This window comes from Aggregatimonas sangjinii, assembly GCF_005943945.1.
GTDB classification, from domain to species: Bacteria; Bacteroidota; Bacteroidia; order Flavobacteriales; family Flavobacteriaceae; genus Pelagihabitans; species Pelagihabitans sangjinii.
On the sequence record NZ_CP040710.1, the window covers coordinates 1,167,722 to 1,185,389 of the forward strand.

10 protein-coding genes are annotated in these 17,668 nt (G+C 42.3%); 6 read left to right on the top strand and 4 right to left on the bottom strand.

The genetic code is table 11. The features are described 5' to 3' along the window. Positions 1-10 precede the first annotated feature (10 nt). The 4 genes from FGM00_RS04900 to FGM00_RS04915 all read right to left on the bottom strand — a co-directional run bounded on the left by FGM00_RS04900 (position 11) and on the right by FGM00_RS04915 (position 4,283). Positions 11-487 carry a DoxX family protein gene (locus tag FGM00_RS04900; protein ID WP_138851832.1) on the bottom strand — a complete coding sequence of 159 codons (477 nt, stop codon included), beginning with the start codon at positions 485-487 and terminating at the stop codon, positions 11-13. A 21-nt stretch (positions 488-508) separates the two neighbouring features. Further along, positions 509-2,332 (bottom strand): amidohydrolase, encoded by a 1,824-nt coding sequence (locus FGM00_RS04905; RefSeq protein ID WP_138851833.1) that lies wholly within the window; start codon positions 2,330-2,332, stop codon positions 509-511. A gap of 170 nt (positions 2,333-2,502) precedes the next feature. Further along, positions 2,503-3,108 (bottom strand): superoxide dismutase, encoded by a 606-nt coding sequence (locus FGM00_RS04910; RefSeq protein ID WP_138851834.1) that lies wholly within the window; start codon positions 3,106-3,108, stop codon positions 2,503-2,505. 347 nt (positions 3,109-3,455) lie between these two features. Continuing rightward, on the bottom strand, positions 3,456-4,283 hold the full coding sequence (locus FGM00_RS04915; protein ID WP_175416184.1) for a phospholipase A: 828 nt from the start codon (positions 4,281-4,283) through the stop codon (positions 3,456-3,458). A 1,164-nt stretch (positions 4,284-5,447) separates the two neighbouring features. Between FGM00_RS04915 and FGM00_RS04920 the strand changes: the two genes are divergently transcribed. The 6 genes from FGM00_RS04920 to FGM00_RS04945 all read left to right on the top strand — a co-directional run bounded on the left by FGM00_RS04920 (position 5,448) and on the right by FGM00_RS04945 (position 17,358). Then, on the top strand, positions 5,448-8,561 hold the full coding sequence (locus FGM00_RS04920) for a SusC/RagA family TonB-linked outer membrane protein (RefSeq protein WP_138851836.1): 3,114 nt from the start codon (positions 5,448-5,450) through the stop codon (positions 8,559-8,561). 22 nt (positions 8,562-8,583) lie between these two features. Continuing rightward, positions 8,584-10,299, top strand: a complete 1,716-nt coding sequence (locus FGM00_RS04925; RefSeq protein ID WP_138851837.1) for a RagB/SusD family nutrient uptake outer membrane protein — start codon at positions 8,584-8,586, stop codon at positions 10,297-10,299. Positions 10,300-10,405: 106 nt separating this feature from the next. Then, complete coding sequence (locus FGM00_RS04930; protein WP_138851838.1) at positions 10,406-12,412, top strand: FG-GAP-like repeat-containing protein; 2,007 nt, start codon at positions 10,406-10,408, stop codon at positions 12,410-12,412. Between the two features lie 17 nt (positions 12,413-12,429). After that, complete coding sequence (locus FGM00_RS04935; RefSeq protein WP_138851839.1) at positions 12,430-13,836, top strand: 3-keto-disaccharide hydrolase; 1,407 nt, start codon at positions 12,430-12,432, stop codon at positions 13,834-13,836. A 5-nt stretch (positions 13,837-13,841) separates the two neighbouring features. Further along, positions 13,842-15,191, top strand: a complete 1,350-nt coding sequence (locus FGM00_RS04940) for a Gfo/Idh/MocA family oxidoreductase (protein WP_138851840.1) — start codon at positions 13,842-13,844, stop codon at positions 15,189-15,191. A 298-nt stretch (positions 15,192-15,489) separates the two neighbouring features. Further along, the gene (locus FGM00_RS04945; RefSeq protein WP_138851841.1) at positions 15,490-17,358 is read left to right on the top strand and encodes a glycoside hydrolase family 2 protein; all 1,869 of its coding nucleotides are present in this window, start codon (positions 15,490-15,492) and stop codon (positions 17,356-17,358) included. The last annotated feature ends 310 nt before the right edge of the window (positions 17,359-17,668 follow it).

The window sequence follows — 17,668 nt, forward strand, 5'->3', positions numbered from 1 at the left end:
TTTTGTCGTATTAGTAGTTTTTCTCTTTGAACCACAGTTTGCTGATGATACGATCAGCAGAATATTTTCCGGGCCCTAAAACGATGATTACCAAAAATGCCAAGGAATACATCAAAGGCACATCTTTTACGACCCAAGGATCGTTTGCGTGAACGATGGTCAAACCGATAAAGGGAATCATGAATGCCCCAAGGGCAAAAACCCTAGTAAAGAGCCCCATGGCAATGAATATCGAGCAAATGACATTTGAGAAAATAGCAATTATAGTAGCTGTATAACCACCCATGTTGAATGGGTCTGGAATGTGCTGCACTTCTTCTTGAAAATTCAATATCTTTTTTAACCCGTGTATAAATAAGAAAGCCATGGAAATAGCAATACGATATACCAACAGTACTACATCAGGCCTGCCGTGAGGTACTTTGGTATGGAGTAGCTGTTTCATCCATTTTTGAAATTTGTTCAGCTGTAACGTCGGAGTTTCCATGGATTCTATTTTCTTTTGAGTTTAGTTGTTTTGATACCCACCAAAATATTTGACAGGAGACCATTCCGGTAAAACTTCGGGTAACTCTGGGTTGAGATTTTCAAATTCGTTCGCCGCATATACCACCTTCCCATTGGTGACGGTCAAGACCGAATGCAGGTTGTTGATTTCCGATTCCGGAATGTTGAAGTAATCGTCCGACAGTACTGCAAAATCCGCATACATTCCCTTCTCTAAAGTACCCTTTACATCTTCCTCCTGGGAGAACCAGGCACTTCCCTTTGTGTATAGGTGAAGGGCCTCTTCACGCGACATTCTATTTCCGGCCTCCATATATTGGAGTCCTCCTACCGTTTTGCCAGACACCAACCAATGTAACGCTGGCCATGGATTATAACTAGCTACACGTGTGCCATCGGTACCCGCTCCAATAGGGATTTCCATATCCAAAATTTTTCGAATAGGGGGTGCTTGGGCCGCCTTTTCCTTTCCATAGCGTTCTACGAAGAACTCGCCCGCATAAGCCATTCGTGCCTGTACCGCAACACCTCCATTTAAATCCTTGATACGCTGTAGTTGTTCTTCCGTTACGGTCTCCGCATGGTCGATGGCCCACCTAATATTGGAAAATCCGTTGTTGGTCTCCTTGTTAACCTCTTCAAATACATCCAAAAACTGAGCAATGGTCTCACCGTAGGTAGCATGTATTCGAAAGGGCCATTTCTTGTTCACCAAAAGTGTAACGACCTTCTTCAATTCCGGTCGCCAATTCTTTCTATCTTTCAACATCGGCTGGGGCGCTAGAAAATTTTCAAAATCGCCTGCACTCCATACTAAAAATTCACCTCCGCCTTCCAATTCATAACCATGGTCAAGATGCAATGCACCATCGTGAAATATGGTATTATTACCCATCCAAGTCTCAAATTCCTGAAATTCTTCTCCTTTGTCCTGTGGAAAAAGATAATATGACAATCGTATGGGCATTTCACCATCTTCGGCCAACACCTTGGTTCCGCTATAATCCTTTGGGAATTTATGTCCTCCTCCACCTGCATCGATCCCGCTTGTAATTCCCAATCGGTTGAGCTCACGGTAGAATTGTTTGGTAGAATTTACCATCTGATCCTCGTTCAGCGGGGGTAGTGCTCCTATACGCGCATATAGAATTCCAGGGTTCGGTTCTGCCAACAGAACACCGGTCAATTTACCGTCCTTGCCCTTTTCAAAAGTGCTTCCCTCAGGGGCCTTTGTATTTTCATCTATTTTAAGTTCGTTCAAGGCCGCTTGGTTAAGCCAGCCTCGACTGTAGAGGAATAATACATAGGTTGGCACATCTCCTGTAGCTGCGTTAATTTCTTCGGGAGTCGGGAAGCGATTTTCTTCAAATTGAAATGGACTCCAACCTCCTATAACACGTACCCATTGTCCTTTAGGAGTTCTTTGGGCCTGCTCTTTGAGCATTTCAAGTGCTCTTTTCAATGTTTTTACACCATCCCACCGAAGTTCGGCATTGTAAAACCGGCCCCCACGGGTAAGGTGCAAATGTGAATCGTTTAAACCCGGTATAACGGTTTTACCCTTAACATCGATGATTTGGGTGTTCTCACCCTTTAGATTTTGCATTTCTGCGGTCGTACCCGTTCCAGAAATCAATCCGTCTTTTATTGCAATGGCCTCGACGGTAGACCTATTGTCGTCCATAATCGCGATACGACCATTGGTGATGATTAAATCCGCTGTTTCTTGACCGGAGTTTTCCGAATTCTTATTTGTTTGTGACGTCCCTTCTTTACAGGAAATCGATAGTAATAGAATCAGTGAAAATAGTAAGGTAGACTTCATAACTATAAAATGTAAGTTTTTTCAAAATTGATTAAAACCTTGGGGTAAGCCGTAACACTAATTGATGCTTTCATATAACTTTTTAGGGTAACTGGTAAACCCGAACAAAGAACTCCCTAGAAAACCAATTCTCGTTTTCCAGGGAGCTCTTTAATTATCGTATTTAAACTTTACTTTGTATTCATATAGTTTTTAGCCACGGTAGACCAGTCAATCATTTCGAAGAAGGCGCTAACGTAGTCGGGTCTTCTATTTTGATAATTTAAATAATAGGCATGCTCCCAAACATCCAAGCCTAATATGGGAGTCCCGTTTTGTTCTTCGCTGTCCATCAGTGGGTTGTCTTGATTTGCAGTACTTGAAATAAAAAGCTTTCCAGAATCTTCAACCGAAAGCCACGCCCACCCCGAACCGAATCGTGATTTCGCGGCATCGCCGAAATGACCAATAAAATTCTCCATGGTACCAAAAGTTTCGTAAAAGGCGTTTTTAAATTCACCCTCCGGAATTTCGGTTTTGTCCGGAGCTAAAATGTTCCAGAACAGGCTATGATTATAAAATCCGCCACCGTTGTTCCGAACTGCCGTATTGTATTTGGAAATATTCCTCAGGATATCCTCTAAGTTTTCGTTTTCCCAGCCGCCTTCTTTCAAAGCATTGTTGAGTTTGTCAGTATATCCTTGATGATGTTTGGTATGATGAATACGCATGGTCTCTGCGTCAATATAGGGTTCCAATTCATCATAGGTGAATTGTAATTCAGGTAATGTGTACATCGTTTAAATTTTTAAGATTTATAGTTATTCTTAAAATTACAGATGGTATCCGTTTAGAAGTTTCAATTATTGAAGAATTCATGTACTAAAAACTGAGATAAGGCTATCGAGGGGCTCGTTCCATTTACGATTTGAGCTAATAAAGGAGAAGATTTCCTTGAGTTCAGCTATCCCGTATCAACGGTGTCGTTAAAACCAATAAATAAATTTCATCATGATTTACATTTGGTGAATATTAAAGTTCATTGCGTGGGCTTTGGACTATACCGTAATTTCGTTAAGGCCATAGTTTGTACTACATTTAGTTCTGGCAGTCTCAAACAATAGCAGTAAAAAACTATCAAGGCCTAATCCCAAAACAACAAATCCTTGAAAACAATTCCTATCCTTAGAAAATTCGAATTCATCCGATAGTCCAACATCGATTCGCCCTGTCCCACAAAGTATTGGAGGTACAAAAACTGATTCGTTCTTTTAGAGTATCTTAAGTTCACCGAAATTTGTGCACTCCCGCGCCAATCTGCTCGTAGTGCTTTCCTGAATTTGCCCTCGATAAAGAGGATGTCGGTCGGTCGCCAAGTGGCAGTCAACTCACCATAACCGATATATTCCAAAAGGTCTTGATTACCATCCTTAGTTCCGATGGGCGCCCAAGCCTCTAACGAAGAATGGAATTTATCCGAAAAAGCTTTATAGTAAAGTAGGGAGAAATAGTTCCAACTTCTGGAGTCCTCCTCGTCGCGACCGTTGGATTGATGTTCAAAAGCGAACCACAGACCACCGTTTATTTCCCCGGCTTTATCGAACAACAGTCTGCCTAGACCAATTGACGGATTATAATTCGTATCCCGAAAGGGAAAGGAATCTTGGTAGATGTCCCAAAAGGAGATTTGTTGATACGTAAAAAACAAATGAGTATCAAAAGGCAATAAATCCCTTGATATAATTTGTTTAAAGCCCAATTGATATTTGGCGTCGCTATTCTGTGAATTCGGCGATTCATTTATCCTGGTTCCCGTTACAAAATAATTATCCCCGTAGATGGAGAAGGATGGTGTTTTCGACAATTCTTTTTGATACCTGCCGTCGTCTTGGTCCGTATCATTTTGTGCATTTAAGGATGTCGATAGACAACCTATTAAAATTATGGCGGAAAAAATTTTCTGATAACTCACTTTAAGGAGGTTTGCGAAGGGTAGAAAGCCCAACAATTCTTAGTCCTCAAATGTCAGTTATTCATGCCGCTCATGCATCTCACGAACTATTGCGATGATAGTACTTTTTAGGGTTATCCAGAGTTCTGGACTACTTTTCCCGTTAAAGATTCTAGTAAGGAATACAAAGTCCGGAACACGGAATTTAATAGGGATTGGTTTAGATTGTTCTAAAATATTCAGTTACCTTTAATGGTACGGAGGAAATCCGAGCAAAAGTTACCTATTCGGTTACCTAGTTTAAAAATTTAAGAGTAACATTTTGATTGTTAAGACTATAGGGTTTGGCGGTTAGTTCTGCCACCCCGACCAAGAAAATCCGATCACGACAGTGGTTGGATTTTTTGTTTTTACAGCGTAGTGCCGATAGGCACTTAGGCGGTTAAAGCGAAAATGACAAACGGGCAATAGTCCGTATCGGATGTTCTTGAGCACCGGCCTTCTTCAGGTTCACCGCAGGTAATCCTGCCACCTCGAGCACAAGCCAGTTCAGCAACGAACTGGTTTTTTGTGCTTTAATTTTTTTGACAATTACCTGATAATCTATAAAGATTTGAAAAGGTAGGCCAAACGGAAATATAGTGTTCCAAATCGAGAGTAGGGTTGCGCCCTATGGAATTTCTTTTATTCGATTCTTCAATGGAATGCTTCCAAAACAAGAAAGAATTTACGCCCTGATAAATCATGACATCTTACCACTAAACCAAACTGTTCAATGGGATGATATATTTATACATTGAGCATGAAGATTTAATTCTAGTTTCTTTTCTGGCAATACACCCAATCTACTCAAGGCCCCAGCAAAATTGATTATATGTTTTTTTTTATATAAAATGTTAACATATTCGTATTTCGTGGGCGCACACATTATTTTTTAGTATTATTTGCTTTATTCACCTTATGTTAATACATTCACAAAAGTGTTAACGTTTTCAGGACAAATAGATATTTGATTTTGGGATTTTATCCAATTGATTTTAGAGGTATAGAATTTATATCATAACTCTGTATTAGAGTCCGAACCCTTCCCCCCCCCCCACTAATGGATGAATATCATCCCCGGATACAGACTAGTAGGCGAAAAATAAGATTACGAATGATTATTAACCAACTCAACATCACATTATGAAAAAAAGAGAACGATCAGCGCAAATTTTGTGCTTTGGATTCGCAGTGAATTCCAGGATTCACTGGTTCACCTTTGCCATCATTTTCCTGTTTATCGGTAATGCACATGCCTTATCGGCTGACATTATGTTAATGGAGCCGTTCCAATCGGTCATCACCGGAACGGTTACCGATGAAGCGGGCGTACCCTTGCCGGGTGCAAATGTTATTGAAAAAGGCACCACTAATGGCGTGGTAACCGATTTTGATGGGAACTACTCAATTGAAATTTCCGATCAAAACGCCATATTAGGGTTTAGTTCTCTTGGATTCCTAGCAGTTGAAGTTCCCGTTGGATCCAATACGACTATCAATGCGACCCTCAAAGAAGATGCCCAAAATCTCGAAGAAGTAGTGGTGGTCGGCTATGGTACGCAACAAAAGGAAGATGTAACCGGTTCTTTATCCCAAGTTGACGGCGAAGCACTTACAATTGCGCCTCCCCCTAACTTATCAGCTGCACTTTCCGGACAGTTATCGGGAGTAATTGCGGTTCAAACTTCAGGACAGCCGGGGCAGGATAACGCGCAGTTCCAGATTAGGGGGCGTAGTACACTAGGGAACAATAATCCGCTAGTACTCATTGATGGAGTGGAAAGACCTTTTCAAAGGGTTAATCCTTTTGAAGTAGCAAGTGTGACTGCGCTTAAGGATGCAGCCTCAACAGCCGTATATGGTTCAAGAGCGGCGAATGGGGTATTATTGGTTACAACGAATCGTGGTAGAGCGGGTAAACCGACTATAAATTTCTCAAGTCAATATGGTTGGCAGTCTCCAACGCGCAGGCCGGATTTGATGAATGCCAGTCAGTATGTATTGGCTTTCCGGCAATCCTTTTTAAACCGTGGCACTGCACCGGATGCATTGCCGTTTGATGATTTGGTAGCGGATGCCGAGGCAGGAACGCTAACAAGCTATGACTGGTGGAACGAGACCTTGAAGAATTCCGCTCCACAACAACAATACAATTTTTCCGTAAATGGTGGGAACGAGAGGCTCCGGTATTTTTTCTCATATGGGTTTTTAGATCAAGGTGCTTTTTATGAAAATGCAGGCTTTAAGCAAAGTAGCATTCGTTCAAATGTAGATGCGGATATAACAGACCGATTGAAATTCAGACTTAATGTAGCGGGCAGACTAGAGAATACATTAAGGTCGGCCGATAATGATAGTGAGATTTTCTCCAATGCGCTTCGGGCGAATCCACTTTTTCCGGTTTTTGTAGACGGTCTGCCAGGAGCGGAAGGCCTACCGCCAAATTCCTTGGGATTTGATGGCTTTAGTGGTAACTCGGTAGGTGATGCCAACAGAAATGGCAGCGACAAGAGAGATAGCGATTATTTCCAGACGAATTTTCAGTTGGAGTACGATATTCCATGGATAGAAGGCTTGAGTGCCAAGGCGATGTATTCCTATGACCGGAATATTTCCAAACGAAAATCATTTTTTACACCATATATTTCATACCAACGAAATGAGGCGGATGGGCAGTTGATACCCAATGTAAGCGATAATTTGAGTTTCTTGGATGAAAGTAGGGGCGACTTTACGCAACAGACCACCCAGCTTAGTCTTAGTTATAAGAAGGAATTCGAAAACCATTCAATTTCCGTACTCGGTCTTTTTGAACAAATTGAACAAAAAAGCGATGTTATAACGGCCTTTCGTGATGGCTTTATTTCTCCTGCCATACAGGAACTTTTTGCGGGTAATGTAGGTAATGACCAAAATGGTGGTCAAGCTTCTGAAACGGCGCGAAGAGGTTATGTGGGGCGTATTGATTATGGTTTTAAAAATAGATACCTGTTTCAGGCGAACCTTCGCTTAGACCAATCCTATATTTTCCCCAAAGAAAATCGCAATGGTTATTTTCCTGCTTTTTCGGCAGGGTGGCGTATCTCTGAAGAAGCGTTCATGGTTGATTCTGAATTTATTACGGATTTAAAACTACGTGGATCATGGGGTATCACCGGTAACGATAGGGTTAATCCTTTTCAATTTACTACCGGCTTTGGCTTTGACGGCGGATATGTTTCCGATGGTATCTTTCTTCCCGGAATCAGCCCATCCGGTATTCCGAATCCAAATATTACCTGGGAAACCGCTACCACTACCGATATTGGTCTAGAGGCTGAGTTTCTCAATGGCAAATGGGGATTGGAAGTGGATTATTATACCAAGCGTACCGAAGACATTCTTGCCCAAAGAAGTTTGTCTGTTCCGGGAACCTTTGGCGCTCAGCTACCTAGTGAAAACATTGGTATTGTTGATAGTTGGGGGTGGGAGTTTACAGCGACTCATAAAAATACTATTGGTGATAATTTTTATTATAACATTGACGCCAATCTTACCCTAGCCCGAAATGAAATTGTATTTATAGACGAACCCGAGGGCGTCTTACCGGGAGCAAGTCTTACAGGAAAAGAAATAGGCGTAAGGGTAGGTTTCGTTGCCGATGGTTTGTTTCAGAATCAGGCCGAGATTGACAATGCGGCAACCCAATTTGGCGAATTGGCGCCGGGCGATATACGCTATGTGGATATCAATGGAGACGGAGTGGTCAATCAAGACGACCGTCAGGCAATAGGTTCCAGTAATACACCGGGTCTTATTTATGGTCTTAATATGGATTTTGGCTTTAAAGGGCTTAGGTTGGCTTTTAACTTTCAAGGAGCAACCGACTATACTAGGGAGGTTGAGCCAAGAGGTTTTCTGTTAGACGTGGGTAATAATTTTGCCGTACTTACAGACTCATGGACGGTTGATAATCCTGATGCGCGGTATCCAAGAATACTGCCGGATGGCAATACAAATAATAATCAAACCAGTACTTTTTGGGTAGAAGAGGTCTCTTTTTTGCGACTTAGAAGAGCGCAAATCAGTTATGACTTCTCCTCTGTATCCGAGAAATTGGAAGACATCGGTGTGAAAAATCTAAGTCTTAATGTATCCGGTACCAACTTACTCACTTTTACCAATATTTCTTTAGGTGATCCTGAAGGAACGGAAGGAAATTCATTATTTTACCCTATATCAAGGGTAGTATCTGTCGGACTCAATATAGGATTTTAAAAAACACATTAAATTAAATAAAATGAAAAAGATTGTAACGATTTTAGCCCTCGGTCTTGTTCTGGTCAGTTCTTGTAACGACGACTTTCTAGATAAGGAGCCTTTAGACCAGCTCAGTGCCTCCACGGTATTCGAAGACCAAGCGTTGGCTCAAGCTTTTCTTAATAACATCATTGGGCTACTGCCCGCAGGACAATATAATAGCCCTGGTGGTGGGTACGGTAATAGCTATTTGTTGGCATCCATCTCTGATGAGGCAAGGTCAAAGAGTGGCTGGGTTCCCTCGAATTCCGTTGTTCGACAGGGCGCCCTGAATCCATTAAATTTGGGAGGTCTCGATATTTGGGATGAAGCTTATACGGCCATACGGCAAGTGAACGAATTTCTAGTAGGACTGGAGGGATCTTCCTTTGATGAGGAATTTAAAATTAATTCGGCTGCGGCCGCTCGGTTTGTAAGAGCTTGGTTTTATTTTGATTTAACGAGACGATATGGCGACGTGCCTTTATTGACCAAAGCGCAAACTTTGGACGATGATGATCTATTCCCATCGGAAACTCCAAGGAATGATGTTTATATTTTTGTAAACGAGGAATTAGAGGCTGCTGCAAGTGCACTGCCGAACAAATCAGAGGCCAAGTCAGGTCAGCTGACCAAACAGGCGGCAATAGCTTTAAACGCCCGCGCCATGCTTTTTGCCGAACGTTACGAAGAAGCGGCGAATTTAGCGGACGCACTCATTAACGGATCTGAAAACGATGGACTGGAACTTTATGGTGCCAATCCTGCAAATGCGGAGGAAGCCCGAAAAAACTACGCGGATCTTTTTCTTTCTACAGGCGGCAATGTGGAAACGGTTTATGAAAGCCTTTTTCTAGTACCGGAAAGAGTACATCAATTCGATAGGGGTAATTGGCCGGTGCGTTGGAGAAATGACAATGGCGGTCAGACCGATCCAACACAGGAGCTCATAGATGATTTTGAAATGGCGAACGGTCTCCCTATAGAGGATGATGAGTCCGGGTACAATCCTGCAGACCCATATAGTAATCGTGAAGCACGTTTTTATGCTTCTATTTTTTACCATGGCGCCGAGTTTTCAGAAGTAGCGCCCTCTAGGGGTGAACCATTTATAGATATGGAATGGAACGCCTTTAATGAAGGTCCTGGTACCGTTCGGGATGGTAATGCGTCCATTACGGGATATTTGGTCCGTAAATTTGTAGATCCGTCAGTGGGTTTCGCGCCGGAGAGGGTGAGCAATACGGCCTGGCAAGAAATTCGATTTGCCGAAGTTTTGCTCATATACGCCGAGGCCGAAAACGAGCTAAACGGCCCTTCCGTAGACGTTGCAGATGCCGTCAATAGAGTACGAAGAAGAGCTGCATTGCCAGATTTACCGGCCGGACTTTCCCAAGTTGAGATGCGGGAACGTATTCGTCAAGAAAGAAGAATAGAATTGGTCTTTGAGAATCATCGCTGGTTTGATTTGATTCGGTGGGGTCAAGCTTCAACCGTCTTGAATGCCAACTATCACGGGATGAGAATAGACCGCAATGGAGTGCCGACGGCAGGTGAAGGCGGACCAGAACACGTTTTCGATCCCGCGCAACTTACATTTACGGTTTTCGAGGATCCTGCTTTTAGTAATGTATTTCCGGATAGTTATATGCTACTTCCCATACCACAGGACGAGGTAGAGGCCAATACGAACTTGAGTCAAAACCCCGGATACTAAGAATCTGGCAGGTGGGCATCAACACCACTCGGCCCTGATGAATAAAAAGGTTTGACATTAACTACGGTGGTACTCCTGTCAAACCTTTCAATATATAATTTGGTATATGATGAAGGGAGTTGCAGTATTGACGATTGTAATACTCTGCTTTTGCAGCATAACCCTCAATGCCCAAATTTTTACCGAAAGGGCCGAGGATTTTAAAATCGACCATTTCACTTCAGACCCCAATGCGATGGGTGGTGGTGTAGCGATTTTCGATTTCAATAATGACGGTTTCGAGGATATTTATCTAACAGGTGGTTTAGAAGATGATAAACTCTTTGAAAACCTTGGAAACGGCTCGTTTAGAGATGTGACCAAAAAAATGCGAATCACCCAATTCAACGGGATCAAGACAATGGGAGTAGTTGCGGGTGATGTTGACAATGATGGCTTTACAGATCTTTTCATTACTACGGCGGAAAATTCTAGGTGCTATTTGCTCAAAAACCTGGAAGGCAAGTTTTTCTCCGATATTTCTCTGGCCGCAGGTATAAACCACCAGTCCTGGAGCATGAGCGCTACTATGGCGGATTATGATTTAGACGGCGATTTAGATATTTACGTCGGTAATTACGTTGATTTTGACGCCCTACCCTTTGATCAGAATATTGACCGTCCCTTACCGGATTTCTTTTATGAAAATAACGGTAACGCTACGTTCACCAAAATAGACAATCCCATAAATTCAGAGAATGAAGGCTGTACCTTGGCCACGTCATTTTCCGATATTGACCAAGACGGCGATTCTGACTTATTTGTACTTAATGATTTTGGGGATTTTTATATTCCGAACAAACTTCTTTTGAACAACTATCCCGCGAGCAGTTTTGACGATATTTCAGATTTTTCAGGGGTTAACGCGGCTATCAATAGTATGGGTGTTGCAGTAGGTGATTTTAATGAAGATGGTTATTTTGATTACTACGTAACCAATATCGGGAATAATATTTTGCTTCAAAATAGCGGTAGTAATCAATTTAGCAATGTTGCCTTTGATCGCAAGGTGAATGACGGCACCGGTGTTTGTTGGGGAACGGCCTTTCTTGATGTTAATAATGACGGACATCTCGATCTTTATGCCTCTAAAGGATCCCTGCTTAATTTAAACGATTCGCAGAATAACCTACTGTATATAGGTTTTGGAGATCAAGAATCGTTTCTAGATGCCTCAGGACTACTTGCCACCGATCAACCGAATAAAGCCAGGGGCATGGCTTACGGCGACTTGAACAATGACGGTCAATTAGATATAATAGCGGTCAACATCCGCTTAGGCCCAGAGAATCGGGGTAAGACAAAACTATATATGAATTCAGGTAATGAAGATGCTAATTGGATTAAAGTTGCCTTGGAGGGTACGGATAACAATCGCAGTGCTTATGGAGCAATTGTAAAGGCCTACACGAATGGTAAGGAGCAAATTCGGGAGGTATCCGGAGGTAGTAGCTATCTTTCGGTGCATAGCAAAATGGTTCACATGGGCCTGGGTAACGCTGAAAAGATTGATAGTTTGGTAGTACAGTGGCCTAGGGGGAAAAAGAGAGAGGTATTTAAAGACTTAGAACCTAACTCCACTTATTCTATCCTTGAAGGCGATACCATTTATGAAAGGCTTTCAGAGACAGTTGTAATTTGTGAAGGCGAGAATGTAACCATAAACGGTAGCGTACAAACAGAAGAAGGGGTTTATCGCCAAGTTACGGACAAGGGCGAAGGTGATATTAATGTTCTTAGGCTCACTAAGTTAGTTGTTAAAGACACCGAATCCTCTGATTGTGATAGTGTTGTTATTCCAAAAGAGGAGGAGCTAAGCGAGCTTCAAATGAGTGTTTTTCCAAGCCCGTTCGAAAATAAGATCAACATAGCCCACGGCGACTCCTTTGACGAACAAGTGCAGGTTTTATTGAGTGATATTTCCGGAGTTATAGTTCAAAAGAAAATCATAAATGCAAAGAACACTTCTGGTCAAATCAAACTAAGTGGTTATGAAAACTTGCCATCTGGTATTTACCTATTGGTGATTGTCAGTAATGGAAAGACATATTCGCGAAAAATTATTAAATCATAAACGCTAATACAAATTAAATGAAAGGAAGAATAAAATATGGAAGTTTTTTGCATAGAAGCGCAGCCCTAACTTTAATGCTGTTCGTAGGCATTAGCTTTGCACAGCAAAAGAAAGATAATACGCCTTGGATTTCACTATTTGATGGAGAGACACTCAATGGATGGTCGCAAAAGGGAGGAAACGCCATTTACACTATTCGGGACGGGGTCATCGTGGGAACCACAGTAGACGAAAAGCCAAATACTTTTATGACCTCCGATAAAATGTACGACGATTTTATATTGGAACTGGAATATAAGGTGGATCCAAAAATGAATTCCGGAATCCAGATCAGAAGCAATAGTTTTCCACATTACATGAATGGACGGGTACATGGATATCAAATAGAAATTGACCCCTCGGAGCGTGGCTGGAGCGCTGGAATATACGACGAGGCCCGTAGAGGATGGTTGCATCCGGTAGCCGATGACAATACGGCGGCAAAGGAAGCTTTTAAACAAAACAATTGGAACCACTACCGGGTCGAGGCAAGCGGAGATACTTTAAAAACGTGGATCAATGGTGTGCCGGCCGCTCATTTAATGGACGACCAAACCGCAAGTGGTTTCATCGGGTTACAGGTACACGGTCTTTACGGAGATCAAAAGCCTGGAACCGAAATCGCATGGAGAAATATTCATATCCTGACCGAAGACTTGGAAACATATGCTCGAGAGAGTCCCCTTCCCGTTGTGGATAAAATGAACAAGCTTACCCGTAATGAGTCCGATCAAGGTTGGCAAATGCTATGGAATGGTAAGACCACAGCCGGCTGGCGCGGTGCAAAATTAGCCTCATTTCCGGAAAAAGGATGGATAATCGAGAACGGTGAACTTACGGTATTATCTACAGGTGGCGCCGAATCTACGGCAGGAGGCGATATCGTGACTACCGAGAATTATAGCGACTTCGAATTAATGGTCGATTTCAAAATCACAGAAGGCGCTAACAGTGGAATCAAGTATTATGTTGATACCGAAATCAATAAGGGTGCAGGATCGTCCATCGGTCTGGAATATCAGATTTTAGACGATGAAAGACATCCCGATGCCAAAGAAGGAAGTCAGGAGGGAAGCCGAACCTTAGCTTCACTCTACGACCTTATTATGGCCGATACCGATAAGCCGGTAAAGCCTATCGGGGAGTGGAATAGGGCACATATAATCTCCGTCGACGATCATGTTGAACATTACCTGAACGGTGCAAAAGTTTTGGAATACGATCGCAAAAGTGATGCCTACAGAAAACTCGTCGCTGAAAGTAAATACGCCAAATGGCCCAATTTTGGGGAATTGGTAGAAGGTCAGATATTATTGCAGGATCACGGTGATCTGGTATCCTTCAAGAACATAAAAATCCGTCCAATTAACAAACCGAAAAAATAACCGACATGAGTACAAATAGAAGAAATTTCATCAAAAAAACGGCAATAGGTGCCGTAGGGGTAACGCTTGGTTCAACAAGTGTTAATGCAATGTCGGCTAAGAGTTATTCAAAAATTATAGGAGCGAATGATCGCTTGAATGTGGCCCTCCAAGGATTGGGACGACGTTATGGCGGCTATATTCCTGCAATCGCCGATAAAAGCAACAATATTGAATTACTGTATTTATGTGATGTTATGAAAAGTCAGCGGGAAAAAGCTGCCAATGCGCTTGCTTCCAAAATCGATAACAAGCCTAAGTTGGAAAATGATTTACGAAACATCTTAAACGATAAAGAGGTGGATGCGGTATTTATGGCAACACCGGACCATTGGCATGCACCGGGGGCCTGTATGGCCATGCAGGCGGGCAAACACGTGTATTTGGAGAAACCTTGTAGCCATAATCCGGAAGAAGGCGAGTTATTGGTGGCCTATCAGAAAAAATACGATAAGGTAGTGCAAATGGGCAATCAGCAGCGATCTTCATTACAGTCACAGGAAATCATCAATGATATACATAATGGTATCATTGGAGATGTATACAATGCAATTGCTTTTTATACAAATAAGAGAGGACGTGTTCCTAATCAGGTTGAGGCCAACCCCCCTGAAGGATTGGATTGGGAGCTTTTCCAAGGACCTGCCCCGAGAAGAGCTTATACCGACAATACATGGGATTACAACTGGCATTGGTATGGATGGGATTACGGTACGGCAGAAATGGGGAACAACGCCACCCATGAGTTGGATATTGCCCGCTGGGCTCTAAATGTGGAATATCCTGAACATGTAGAAGTGAAATCCGGGAAATTTCAACACAAAGATGACGGCTGGGAAATGTATGACACTATGGAAGCCACATTCCGATTTGCAGGAAATAGAACCATTCAGTGGGATGGTCGTAGTAGAAACGGATTCGATAAATACGGTAAGGGCAGAGGGACGCTGGTCTATGGTTCTAAAGGGGCTACAATGATCGATCGTGACGGGTATAGGCTATATGGCCTAAATGGTGAACTTATTAAAGAAAATGTACTGCCAGGAATCGAAGATGGAAACGCACTTGGCGGCGGTGGTCAACTTTCTGCGGCTCATACGGTAAACTTTTTTGATGCCATTCGGGGAAAAGCAGCATTAACCTCCCCCATTGATCAAGGGGTAACAAGTCAATTATTAACGCATTATGCCAATATCGCCTCCCGCATCGATAATTCTTTTGAAGTGGATGAAAAAACAGGTCGTATATTTAATAGGGAAGCCATGAAATTGTGGTCAAGATCCTATGAGCCTGGCTGGGAAATAAAACACGTATAGCAGTTACCCATTAAACTCCCTGTTAAAACGACTAGTTTTCAAGTGATGGCTTTAGCTTAGATTGTAATTCGCTACATGCCATACGATTATTAAAATGCAGGATATTTTCATAAGATTTGATCGATTGAAATGACGTTTGCCGCTGTGGCTCGGTAAATATTGGCTAAAACAGCTTTATACAAGTTGTTTTGGCAATAAAATAGTAAAATAGTAATATAATGAAACCAATTAAATTTAGGTTTTTCAGTAGGATAGCCATCCTTTCTCTGCTAGTGTTTTTCGCTGCGTGCGGAAGCGTATGGGCTCAAGAGTTATTTCAAACTCGAGTTGTGGAAGAAGTGCCCGTGCGCCCTTGATCGGCAATATAGAAGGTAGAAATGTAAAATCTTTGAATGGTACATGGAATGCTTTGATCGATCCCAATCAGCAGAATGTATTCAACGACTTATTTCATTATGCAGAACGCAATCACAAGCCAGCTCCTGGTGAGTTGTTGGAGTTGACTATCGAAAACGGAACAACGCTAAAGGTTCCGGGGGATTGGAATACACAAGACGACCGACTATTTTTTTACAATGGAAAAGTCTGGTATAAACGCGATTTTCAAGTCGCTAAAAAAGAGGACAAGCGTTATTTTCTGCATTTCGGGGCTATCAATTACAAAGCGCAGATTTATGTAAACGGAAAGCATGTCGCCAGCCATACGGGTGGGTTCACTTCCTTTAATTGTGAAATAACGGATGCAATAGCAGATGGCAATAATTTTGTGGTCATCAATGCGAACAACACACTTACGAATTCTGACATTCCCACATCACGAACCGATTGGCTGAATTACGGTGGAATTACGCGAGATGTAAATTTGGTGGAACTTCCAAAGGCGTATATCGAAAATTACAAAATACAGTTAAACCCGGATAATCCGAAGGAAATTCTTGGTTGGGCTATGATTAATGGTGCTTCTAGTGGCGATATAAAAGTTATGATCCCAGAGTTGAAAATCAATGAATCCTTCCCATTGGAAAATGGAAAGGCCGAAATTCGTTTCAAAGCTTCTCCCGAGTTTTGGTCAATAGGGAATCCCAAATTATACGATGTTGAGTTGACCTACGGAGAAGAGGTGGTCAAGGATTTAATTGGTTTTCGAACTATAAAAATTGAAGACTCCCAAATACTCCTTAACGGAAAACCTACCATGCTGAAGGGCATTTCTATTCACGAGGAAGCCATTGGGGCCGATGGCCGCGCCCATAGTTACGAGCATGCAATTGAATTGTTGCAAGCTGCAAAAGAGTTGAACTGTAACTTCGTAAGATTGGCTCACTATACGCATAACGAGCATATGCTGCGTGCTGCGGATAAAATGGGGCTCTTGGTCTGGGCGGAAATTCCGGTGTACTGGAATTTGGAATTTGAAAAACCGGCAGTGTTGGAGATGGCCAAAACTAGAATGGATGAAATGATCGGACGAGATCAAAACAGAGTAAGTATCGCCTTCTGGAGCCTTGGCAACGAAACACCGATAAGTGATGCTCGGAACACCTTTTTTCGTGCCTTGAATACGCATGTAAAAAGTGTTGATGATACAAGATTGACCACAGCCGCATTGGTTTTTGGTGGGGAAGAAATCGGCAAAATGGCAAAAGAATACTATTTCCCTACAATGGCAGGTGAGCAATTCGACACTTGGGACATCCATATCGAGGATGAACTGGCTTCCATTGTCGACCTTCCTGCAATCAATCAATATTTCGGTTGGTATTATTCTGGATTTTTAGCGCCCCAAGCGAAGATTCCACCTCTTAAAGCACGTCAGGTAATGTTGGATAATATGTCTAAAATACGTTTTCACATACCTGGTGATAAAGCTTATGTTTTTAGTGAGACAGGGGCAGGTGCCAGAAGGGGTATTTCAGGAAACGAAGAGGATATGGTTATCTTTAGTGAAGAATACCAAGCGTTGGTTTACAAGAAACAAATTGAAATGTGGCGTAATCAAAAAGGACTTGTAGGCATGTCACCTTGGATTTTAAAGGATTTTCGCTCGACCATGCGTCAACGTCAAGGAATTCAAGATTACTGGAATTTAAAAGGTCTTATAGACGATAATGGCAATCCCAAAAAGGCCTTTTTTGTCTTACAGGATTTTTATGATGAAAAAAACTGATTGGAAGAGATGCATCGAATAAGCATATGGGCAGGGGCATGAAAAAGCTCCAGAACTACCTTTGGTGTAAAACGTGAATTTATGTTATCGACGGTTTAAAGCATAACTAAAAGTGGTTCATTTATCGGCCTATGGAGCCGACGCAATTGATGTTAGGAATTTTCATAAAGTGTCGCGTGGCTACGGCCTGAGTCAAAATACGCAAGACACTAAGGGCTTAAACGCAAACCGGCAACATGAAATTCCACCAACCATCCTTTTCGCAATTCAGTTATGCCTAGTGCTGGACGATAGACTTTTTCTGCACTTC